The sequence below is a fragment of the Azospirillum sp. B506 genome, from assembly GCF_000333595.1.
Lineage (GTDB): Bacteria > Pseudomonadota > Alphaproteobacteria > Azospirillales > Azospirillaceae > Azospirillum.
On the sequence record NZ_BADK01000804.1, the window covers coordinates 1 to 10,624 of the forward strand.

Annotated in this window: 5 protein-coding genes; 3 read left to right on the forward strand and 2 right to left on the reverse strand. The window is 70.8% G+C overall.

The genetic code is table 11. From position 1 onward, the window contains the following. Positions 1-283 (reverse strand): replication initiator protein A (locus tag I71_RS25230; RefSeq protein ID WP_042700245.1); only part of this gene is annotated, 283 nt, incomplete at its 3' end. Positions 284-1,410: 1,127 nt separating this feature from the next. Here I71_RS25230 and I71_RS25235 point away from each other — a divergent pair. The 3 genes from I71_RS25235 to I71_RS25245 all read left to right on the forward strand — a co-directional run bounded on the left by I71_RS25235 (position 1,411) and on the right by I71_RS25245 (position 6,538). Continuing rightward, entirely contained in the window at positions 1,411-2,199 is a 789-nt protein-coding gene (locus tag I71_RS25235; protein WP_244434039.1) for a MarR family transcriptional regulator, read from the forward strand. Between the two features lie 569 nt (positions 2,200-2,768). Continuing rightward, positions 2,769-5,399: a tetratricopeptide repeat protein gene (locus tag I71_RS35245; protein ID WP_049976323.1), complete on the forward strand. Its 2,631-nt coding sequence runs from the start codon at positions 2,769-2,771 to the stop codon at positions 5,397-5,399. Beyond that, a complete protein-coding gene (locus I71_RS25245) occupies positions 5,396-6,538 on the forward strand; it encodes a glycosyltransferase family 9 protein (RefSeq protein ID WP_042700251.1) in 1,143 nt (380 codons plus the stop codon). Before I71_RS35245 ends, I71_RS25245 begins: the two co-directional genes overlap by 4 nt. A gap of 252 nt (positions 6,539-6,790) precedes the next feature. Here I71_RS25245 and I71_RS25250 read toward each other — a convergent pair. Then, positions 6,791-10,624: NAD-glutamate dehydrogenase (locus tag I71_RS25250; RefSeq protein WP_244434040.1), on the reverse strand; the 3,834-nt coding region annotated here is incomplete at its 5' end.

The window sequence follows — 10,624 nt, forward strand, 5'->3', positions numbered from 1 at the left end:
CCTTGCCGGAGTCCATCTTCTCGCGCAGCAGCGAGATGGCGTAGAGCAGCACCGCCTTGTCCCAGATCGTCGCGACGCCGACATTCTTTGGCGCCCGCACCTCGATCCGCACCTTGCCGTCATCGTAGGTCGGCAGCGATTCCGCCTTGTCCTTCGACAGGCCGAACAGGCTGTAGACCATCATGTGCCGGTCGTTCTGGACGTCGCCGGTCAGCGGGGAATCCAGCCGCAGAGCCAGTTGCAGCGGCCGGTCGAGCAGCTCGGCGTTGGTGGTCTGGGTCATGCGGTCTCTCCGCTGGTCCTGTGCGGCTTGAAAGGGTCAAAGCCATAATCCACAAGCCCGCCCCCCGGTTCCACACTGCCGGACCAAACGTCGCCGTTCTGCCGAAAGATTCCCGGGAGCGCGGCGGACCGGCGGGCCGAATGTCGCCGTTCTGCCAGTTTTTCCAGCCCGGCGCCAGGACGGGAGTCCGGGGACGGTCCGCAGGCCGGCGGAACGGCATCTCTCCGACGCCCGGCGGAGCCAACGTCTGCGTTCTGCCGTGCCGCCGGGCGTCCGGGCAGGGAAGGGCAATATCAGAGTGTTGTTTTCATTGGGTTATTCCCTCTCGCTCCCCCCCTGGAATCGACCCGGATCCCCCCTGGAGGGCCTTTGACTGGCAGAACGGCGACGTTCGGACGATCCGCCGGAGGGCCGATTCCCACCCGATTCTCCGCCGATTCCACCCCGGGAGCGGTGGGGGCGGGGAGGGATCCGCCCGATCATTCGGCAGAACGGCGACGTTCGACGCCGCGAGCCGGCCGTCCCGCCCTGTCGACGGCCAAGAATCTTTCGGCACAACGGCGACGTTCGGACCCGAATCTTTCGGCACAACGGCGACACTTCCCTCCGGCCGGCCGTTGCGGCTGCGCTTCAAGTGATTGATTCCTGCGCGAGAATCCGATTCAGCGTCCATGAAATGCCGGCACCGGGCGATTTTTCCAAGACCGTGGACAGACGCGCAACGGGACGTACACATTTCAAAAAAGGGCGAAAACCGCCCTGACGCCGTCGACCTGCGCCCGTGCCAGACCCTGGCCGACGCCACGGGTGTCCGCAGACCCTGTTCTGCGCCCGTGTTCTGAGAAGGAGCGAAGAGCATGAGTTAACGGAGGACCGACCTCCGCAAACACAAAAGGCCCGGATTGCTCCGGGCCCTTCGTGTCGGACGGAGGAGACCGAGGGAAACCCGGGCACCCCACATCTGGCTGTTTGGCGACTCCATGATGGCAGGGCAGGCCCGCAAACCCAAGCGGATTCAGTGCGAATCCGTTGACGCTCCCCCTTTGTCTTCGTCCGTCCACGGATCGACCGACAGACGGGTGACGCAATGAAGCCATACATCGACATGTACCGGCCGGTGGATCGCCGTGCCCGGCATCCAGGCCGCCGACATCGCGGGGGTGTCCGCGCTCTACGCCCATGCCGACCGCGACGGTGTCTGCACCGCCACGCAAGGGGAGCTGGCCGAAGAGCTGGGGCAAAGCCGCGCTTGGTTCAACGCCGTGCTGAAGGCCCTGCAGGAAAAGGCGGCACAGGAAAAGGCGGCGGCGCTGGTCTGCGCCAAGCCACGGCGGGGCCTGCGCGGGTTCGCCTATCAGCTGGCGGGGATGGAGGGTTTCACTGCCGGCATCTCCTGTCAGCCGGCTGACATCTGCGGTTCGCCAGCGGGCTTCTCCTTGGACTCCCAGAATCCTGAATCCTCCTCCTCTCTCCCGGATGGGGCGATGGAGGACCGGGATATCCGGCAGGACGGGGCACTGGCAGCCGACTGGCAACCGGATGCCGCGGATCTGGCCTGGGCGGCGCTGGAACGGCCGGACGTCGATGCCGGCCGGGTGACGGCGAAGTTCGTGTCCTGGTGCCGCAAAGCCCACCGCCGCAATGGCTACCGCCCGCCGGATCCGGGGGCCGCCTGGCGCCGCTGGATCGCACGGGAACTAGTGGCGCCCGCCGAACAGCCAGACGCACCGGCTCCCCAGCCATCCATCCGGTCCTCCGCCCCCCACGTCCGCCGCGAGCCACGCCATGACCGCCGCCCCGAACCCCGCCCCGAACCGCGTTCCGGCTCCCTGCGGGCCGGTGCCGCCGCCGATGCCGCCGGCCGCAACCGCGAAACACTCGCTGCCCTGCGCCTTCGCCTCGCTGGCCAGGCTTGAGGTCGCGGATCTGCGCTTCGAGACGCAGGATCTGACGCCGGACGAGATCGGCCGGCTGGCCGAGCGGGTGGAGCAGGCCATCGGCACGCTGACCCCGGCGATCGGCATCGAGAATGTGCTGATCGGGCTGGAGAAGCTGGCCGACCGCTTCGCGCTGGAACTGCCGGAGGCCGACCTGCTGGAGGCCGACGTGCGGGCGATGGCGGAATGGCCGGCCGACCGCTGGATGGCGGCCTTCGAGGCGGTGTGGGCGGCTTTCCGCAGCGGCTGGAGCCGCTTTCCGACGCTGGGCGACTTCCGCGAGGCGCTGGGCGCCCTGCCGCCGGCAGCGGAAAGCCGCGCCGCCGACGATCTGAGGCGGCTGGCGACCCGTCTGCGCCAGGAACAGAGCCTGCGCCTGCGCACCGAGGAGCAGCGCCGCCGCGCCCGCGCCCGCGAAGCCGCCCTGGCCGACCGGCAACGCCAGCTGGCGCCGCGCGAACTGGCGCTTGTCCTGGCGCCGGCCGGTCAGCATTATCCGCCGGACCACCAGAGAGTGCCGACAGCGGATGAAACCGAACCATCGCCCGATGCATCGTCCGACCGGCACCGCCGACGCACAGGCGCTGCTGACCCGGGCCGTCACCCATCATCAGAACGGGCAGCTGGCCGAGGCGGCGACGCTCTACGAGCAGGTGCTGAAGCGGCTGCCGAAACAGGCGGACGCACTCCACCTGTCGGGTCTGGTCAAGGCGCAGACCGGGGCGCTGGCCGAGGGGATCGCGCGGATCCGGCAGGCGGTGAAGGCCGACCCGCGCCAACCGATCTTCCATGCCAATCTGGGCCGGCTGCTGGAGACGGCGGAGCGTTGGGAGGATGCGGCGACGGCCTTCCGCAGCGCCGCCCGGCTGGCGCCGCTCGACCCGTCGCTGCCGCGGATGGAGGCGGCGTCGCGAACGAGGCTGGGGCAGCACGGGCCGGCGGCGCAGGCGCTGTTGCGGGCGATGGCGCTGGAGCCGGCGGATGCCGGGAGTGCGGCGGAGTTGGGCGACGCGCTGTACGATGGCGGGCGCTTCCTGCCGGCCGCGGCGTGGTACGGACGGGCGGCGACGCTGGAGCCGCAGCGGATCCTGGCCGCCTTCAACCGGGGGGCCGCCCTGCGCGATGCCGGCCGGATGGTCGAGGCGGCGTCGGCCTTCGCCGCGCTGATCCAGCTGGCCCCGCAGATGGTGGAGCCGCTGGAGCAATGCTTGCAGATCCGCAGCCGGCTGGGCGATGGCGGGGGTGCCATGGCGGCGGCCCGCCGGCTGCTGGCGCTGGTCCCCGCCCAGATGGCGGCGCTCCGCACGCTGGGCGCGGCGGAAAGCGGTGCTTCACCGGAGCCGCTCTGGCTGGCGCGGCTGGTGAGGCTGGATCCGCTGGCCGAGGATCTGGTGCTGGCGCTGGCCGGCCGGCTCTATGGCCGTCGGCGGGCCTCGGCGGCGGAGCGGGCCTACCGCCACGCGCTGGCACTGGCGCCGGCCTCGGGGCTGGCGCTGTCGGGCCTGGGACTGGCGCGCGCGACGCTGGGGATGGAGGGTGGACCGCGGGCGGCGCTGCGGGCGGTGCGGGTGGCGCCCGGCGATGCGGCACTGGCCGCCAATGCCGGATCCGCCCTGCAGCTGGCCTTGCAGCCGGAGGCGGCGCTGTCCTGGCACCGGAGGGCGCTGGCGCTGATGCCCGAGGATGCGGCGGCCTGGGTCAACATCGGCACGCTGAGGCTGGATGCCAACGCGGCGGAGGAGGCGATCCCGCCATTGGACCGCGCGCTGCGGCTCGGCGATCCGGGGCAGATGGCGCTTGCCAGCTCCAACCTCGGGGTCGCCTGGATGGCGCTGGGGCTGCATGCGCAGGCGGTGGCGGCCTTCCGCGCGGCGCTCGACCGGGCGCCGGAGGATGCGGCGATCCGCTCCAACATGCTGTTCTGCCTGTGCTTCGACGATGGCGCGGATCCGGTGGAGGTCTTCCGCGAGCACCGCGCCTTCGAACGCCATCTGCTGGCGGTTCCAGCCGCACCATATGCAGTGGAGAGCCGCGACCCGGAGCGGGCCTTGCGCGTCGGCTATCTGTCGCCGGATTTCCAGCGCTATCCCGGGCCGGGCTATCATTTCCTGCTGCCGCTGATCGAGGGGCACGACCGCGGGACGGTGGAGGTCACCTGCTATCACAACGACCGCAGCCGCGACGCCACCACCGACCGCTTCCAGGCGGCGGCCGACCGCTGGCGCGACGTGGCGGCGCTGTCGGACGAGGAGCTCGACCGCCGGATCCGGCAGGACCGCATCGACATCCTGGTCGATGCCGGCGGCCACATGTCGCGCAACCGCATGCCGCTGATGGCCCGCCGCCCGGCACCGGTTCAGGTCAGCCTGCCGCTCTATCCCAACACGACGGGACTGAGCACCGTCGATTACCAGATCGCCGACCCCCGTTTGACGCCGGCGGGGGCGGACTCGCTGCACACGGAAAAGCTGATCCGGCTGCCCGGCTGCGTGCTGTGCTACCGCCCGGCGGAGTCCGGCTTCGTGCCGCCGGACCGGCCACCGCTGGAGCGCAACGGCCACATCACCTTCGGGTCCTTCAACAACATCACCAAGGTGAATGCCGCCACCATCGCGCTGTGGGCGCGGCTGCTGGCGGCGGTGCCGACGGCGAAACTGGTGCTGAAATGGCGGGGGCTGGGCAGCGGGGGCGGTGCAGACCGGCGCCTGCTGGACGCCTTCGCCCGGCAGGGCATCGGAGCGGAGCGGCTGGAGCTGCGCGGCATCACCCCGGATCCTTATCAGGATTACGTCACCATCGACGTGGCGCTGGACCCCGTCTTCGCCAATGGCGGCACGACGATCTGCGACGCGCTGTGGATGGGCGTGCCGGTGCTGAACCGGACCGGGCCGACCCTGATCGGCCATTGGGGCGCCAGCATGCTCGACACCGTCGGGATGGGAGAGCTGGTGACGGGCGACGATGACGGCTATCTGGCGCAGGGAGTTCGGCTGGCGACAGACCGCGCCTTCCTCGACAGGCAGCGCGAGGGGCTGCGCGATCGGATGCGGCGCTCGGCATTGATGGACGAACCCGGCTATGCCCGCGCGGTGGAGGCCGGCCACCGCACCGCCTGGCGCCGCTGGTGCGCCGGGCTGCCGCCGGTGGCGTTCGATGTGGACGGGGAGGGGCGGTCATGAGCGTCTGCGATCTGGCGAGCGTGGGCAGCATCCTGGTCATCAAACTGGACGAGGCCGGTGACTTCGTGATGGCCACCCCCTTCCTGCGCGGCTTGCGCGCCGCCGCCCCGCAGGCGCGCATCCTGCTGGCGGTGCGCGAGGCGGTGGCGGATCTGGCCCTGACCTGCCGTTGGGTCGACGGGGTGGTGGCGCCGCGGCCGAAGGAGGGCGGCGGCATCGACTTCCGCGGCATCACCCCCGGCGGGCTGAAGCTGTTCGCCGAATGCTACCGTGCCGGCTTCGATCTGGCGCTGGTGCCGCGCTACGACTTCGACCGCCATGGCGCGACGACGCTCGCCGCCAACAGCCGGGCCAAGCTGGTCGCCGGTTTCTCCGAGCGGGTCACGCCGTGGAAGGCGGAGGGCAACCCGGGCTTCGACCGCGCCTATGGGCTGGCACTGGCCCCGCCGCCGGGGCGGCATGAGGTGGAGCAGAACGCCGCCTTGCTGGAGGCGCTGGGCGCCCGGCCGGATTTGGGTCTGCTGGAGCTGACGCTGACGGCGGAGGACCGGGAGGAGGCACGCCGGCTTCTCGGGACCGCAGATGGCTCGATGGATGACCGGCCGCTGATCGCGGTGGCGCCGGGGGCGGCAAGCCCGCGCCGCGTCTATCCGGCCGACCGGCTGGCTGCGGTGGTCTCCACCGTCGCTGCGGGGCTGGACGCGCGGCTCGTGCTGCTGGGCACCGGGGAGGAACGCCCGGTGGCCGGAGCGCTTTCGGCGGCGTTGCCGGGACGGGTCATCGACCTGACCGGCGCCACCCGGCTGCGCGTCGCCGCCGCGGTGATGGCGGAGGCGGCGTTGGCGATCACCATGGATTCCGCCCCGGCCCATCTGGCCGCGGCGATGGGCGTGCCGGTGGCGGTATTCTCCTGCCATCCCCTGGGCGGCGATCCCAACCATTTCCATGCGCCCGAGCGCTTCTGCCCCTGGACCGGTGGCCGGGAGGAGCGGGCGCTGGTCCTGCGCCCGGCGGCGGTGCCGCCCTGTGCCACGTCCTGCGTGGCGGCCGAGGCCCACTGTATCGCCGCCATCGACCCGGCCGACGCGGCGCGGCGCATTTTGACGCTGGTGGGCGCGACCGGGGGGACGGCAGGGTAGGGGGGGTGGCTCCCTTTCCCGGAGCGGGGAAGGTTGTGTCGCTGACCGCCACATATACCGCAGAAGTTGCTTTCGAGAAAGAAAGCGGGCGGATCCACCTGCGTGGATCCGCCCGAGGCGAGGAGACCGAAAGCCGGTGCCCGAACGTGCCTGAAAAGGCACCGGCACTCCGGAGGTCCGGCTGCGCAGGACAGTGCAGCCGGACCGTCCGAACCGAGCGTCTCCTATCCCTGTGACACCATCAGCCTTCCATTACCCGGCGATCAGGCCGCGCAGCTGCCGATTTGCGACAGCCAGCATGGCGAGATCGACCGCCGGCTGGGCGCGCAGTTCGGCGAGAAGCTGCTCGACGCGCTCGACCACCAGGCTGCGGCTGGCGATCCAGCCATCGACCGCCGCAGCCTCGTCGCCCTCGCTTTCCAGCACGCGCACGGTCAAGGCACTCTGGTGGGCGAAGAGGTCGTCGACGATCGCGGCGACGGCTTGACGCTGCCAGTGGTTGTCGACCTTGGCGGTGCTGGCACGGTCGCGCAGCCATTCCAGGCCGAAGCGGCGGCCAAGGCCGAAATAGACCGAGGCGACGCCCTCCACCGCGCGGCCGGTGCGCTCGGCGATCCGCACCAGATCGGGGGCGGCGGCGAGGACCGGCAGGGCGGCGATGCGGCGGGCCAGATCCTCCGGCACGCCCTGGGCGATGGCGTCGGCGATGCGGGCGGCGAGGCGCGAGGATTCCTCGGCATCGAGGAAGCGGTCCAGCCCGGCGGCCAGAGCCTCCACCCCCGGACGGAAGGCGGCGGACTCGCGGCCCAGATCCAGCGGGTGCGGGCTGTGGGCCAGGAACCAGGCCACCGCGCGGTCCAGCAGCTGGACGGTCTCCAGCATCAGCGCCGTCTGCAAGGCTGCCGGGACGACGGTGTCGAGGCCGTCGATGGCGTCCCACAGCGGGCGCAGCTGGAAGACGTCGCGGGCGATGGCATAGGCGCGGGCGACGTCCGCCGGGCCGAGGCCGGTCTTCTCCACCATGTCGCGGACGAAGGTCGGGCCGACGCGGTTGACCAGGCTGTTGGTGACGGCGGTGGCGATGATCTCGCGGCGCAGGCGGTGGCGGAAGATCGCCTCACGCTGGCCCTCGCGCAGCGGCTGCGGGAAGTAGCGCAGCAGATCCTCGACCGTCGCCGGATCGTCCGGCAGCTCCGAGGCCAGCAGGTCGTCGTACAGCGTGATCTTGGCGTAGGCCAGCAGCACCGCCAGCTCCGGCCGGGTCAGGCCGCGGCGTTCGGCCATGCGCTGGGCCAGTTCCTCGTCGGTCGGCAGATACTCGATGGCGCGGTTCAGCCGGCCGTTGCGCTCCAGGTTGCGCATGAAGCGCAGCTGGGCCTCCAGCAGGCCCGCGCCTTGCGCCTCGGCGATGGTCAGGGCCTGGGTCTGGCGGTAATTGTCGGCCAGCACCAGCCCCGCCACCTCGTCGGTCATGGCGGCCAGCAGGGTGTCGCGCTGCTTCAGCGTCATGTCGCCCCGCGCCATGACGTCGCCCAGCAGGATCTTGATGTTCACCTCATGGTCGGAGGTGTCGACACCGGCGGAGTTGTCGATGGCGTCGGTGTTCAGGCGGACCCCCTTGCCGGCCGCCTCGATGCGGCCGCGCTGGGTGACGCCGAGGTTGGCGCCCTCCCCGATCACCTTGGCGCGGATCTGGCCGCCGTCGATGCGCAGGGCGTCGTTGGCCTTGTCGCCGGCCTCGGCGTTGGTCTCGCTCGACGCCTTGATGTAGGTGCCGATGCCGCCGAACCACAGCAGGTCGACCTCCGCCGTCAGCAGGCGGCGCATCAGCTCGACCGGGGAAAGGTGAGCCTGCTCGATGCCGAAGCGGGCGCGGACCTCCGCCGTCAGCTCAACCGTCTTGGCGCTGCGTTCGACGATCATGGCGCCGGCGGACAGCCTGGAGCGGTCGTAGTCGGCCCAGGAGGAGCGGGGCAGGGCGAACAGACGGCTGCGCTCCTCCCAGCTCGATGCCGGGTCGGGATCGGGGTCGAGGAAGATGTGGCGGTGGTCGAAGGCGGCCAGCAGGCGGATGTGCTTCGACAGCAGCATGCCGTTGCCGAACACGTCGCCCGACATGTCGCCGACACCGACCACGGTGAAGTCGGTGGTCTGGATGTCGGTGCCCATCTCGCGGAAATGGCGCTTCACCGATTCCCAGGCGCCGCGGGCGGTGATGCCCATCACCTTGTGGTCATAGCCGGCCGAGCCGCCCGAGGCGAAGGCGTCGCCCAGCCAGAAGCCGTGGTCGATGGAAACGCCGTTGGCAATGTCGGAGAAGGTGGCCGTGCCCTTGTCGGCGGCGACCACCAGATAGGGGTCGTCGGCGTCGTGGCGCACCACATTCTTCGGCGGCACGACCGAGCCGTCGGCGGCCAGATTGTCGGTGAGGTCCAGCAGGCCGCGCATCAGAATCTTGTAGCACTCGATGCCTTCGGCAAGCGCGGCCTCGCGGCCGGCGCCGGGGGGCGGGGGACGCTTCACGACGAAGCCGCCCTTGGAGCCGACGGGCACGATGACGGTGTTCTTCACCATCTGTGCCTTCATCAGGCTGAGGATCTCGGTGCGGAAATCCTCCCGGCGGTCGGACCAGCGGATGCCGCCGCGGGCGACCTTGCCACCGCGCAGATGGACACCCTCCATGCGCGGGCTGTAGACGAAGACCTCCACCCACGGCCGCGGCAGCGGCAGCTCCTCGATGGAGCCGCTGTCGAGCTTGAAGGACAGATGCGGCTTCGGCGCCCCGTCCGCCCCGGTCTGGTAGGCGTTGGTGCGCAGGGTGGCGCGGATCAGGTTGACGAAGCGGCGCAGGATGCGGTCGTCGTCCAGGTTGGTGACGGCGTCGAGCGCGGTCTCGATCTGCTCCAGGATCGGGGCTTCGTCGCTGCGGTTGGCCGGGTCGAAGCGGGCGGCGAACAGCCGGGCCAGCAGGCGCGCGGTCTGCGGGTGGGCGGCCAGCGTCGTCTCGATGGTGTCCTGGGCGTAGGCGAAGCGGGCCTGCTTCAGGTACTTGGCATAGGCGCGCAGCACCGTGACCTCGCGGCCGGCCAGCCCGGCGCGCAGGACCAGACGGTTGAAGCCGTCATCCTCCATCCGGCCGTCCCAGATGTCGGCGAAGGCCTCCTGGAAGGTCTGCTTGACCTTGACGCAATCGACGGCCAAGCCGTTCTGGGTGCGGGCGGCGAAGTCGTGGATCCAGACCGACTGGGCCGGGGTGGCGCCGCCGGCGGGACGGACCTCGTAGGGCTGCTCGGTGATCACCTTCAGGTCCATGTGCTCCAGCATCGGCAGCACGTCGGACAGCGGCACCGGCCGGCCCTGGTGGTAGATCTTGACGTGCAGCTCGTCGCCGTCGGCCTCCAGAGGGTGGAACAGGACGATGCCCAGGCGCTGTTCCGCCAGCACGCGCTCGATGCGGTCGATGTCGTGGACCGCGGCTTCCGCCGTGAAGGTTTCGCGGTAGCCGGCGGGGAAGGCGTCGGCATAGCGGCGCAGGCGGGCGTTGCCGGTCTCCTCGCCCAGCGCCTCGACCAGCGCGTCGCGGATGCGGTCGGCCCAACTGCGCGAGACCTGCACCAGCCGCGCCTCGATCTCGCCGATGTCGACCGGGGGAATCTTGCCCGGCTCGGTCTTCACCATCAGGTGCAGGCGGGCGAGCGCGCTGTCCGACAGCTGGGTGAAGTAGGAGGTGCAGGCGCCGTGGAAGGCGGATTCCAGAACCGACTGGATCTTGCGGCGGAGCGCCGTGTCGTAGCGGTCGCGCGGCACGAAGACCAGGGCGGAGACGAAGCGCTCGAACGGGTCGCGGCGGACGAACAGGGCGAGGCGCTGGCGTTCCTGCAGGTAGAGGATGCCGACCGCCGTCTCGAACAGCTCGTCGGACGGGGTCTGGAACAGTTCGTCGCGCGGGTAGGTCTCCAGGATGTTCAGCAACGCCTTGCCGTCATGGCCCGACGGGTCGAAGCCGGCGCGGGTCATCACGCGGGCGACCTTGCGGCGCAGGAACGGGATCTCGCGCGGGGCTGCGGGTGTAGGCCACCGAGGTGA

Coding starts and splice junctions, on each gene's coding strand:
- I71_RS25245 (WP_042700251.1), top strand. CDS start 5,396: ATGAGCGTCTGCGATCTGGCGAGCGTGGGCAGCATCCTGGTCATCAAA.
- I71_RS35245 (WP_049976323.1), top strand. CDS start 2,769: ATGCATCGTCCGACCGGCACCGCCGACGCACAGGCGCTGCTGACCCGG.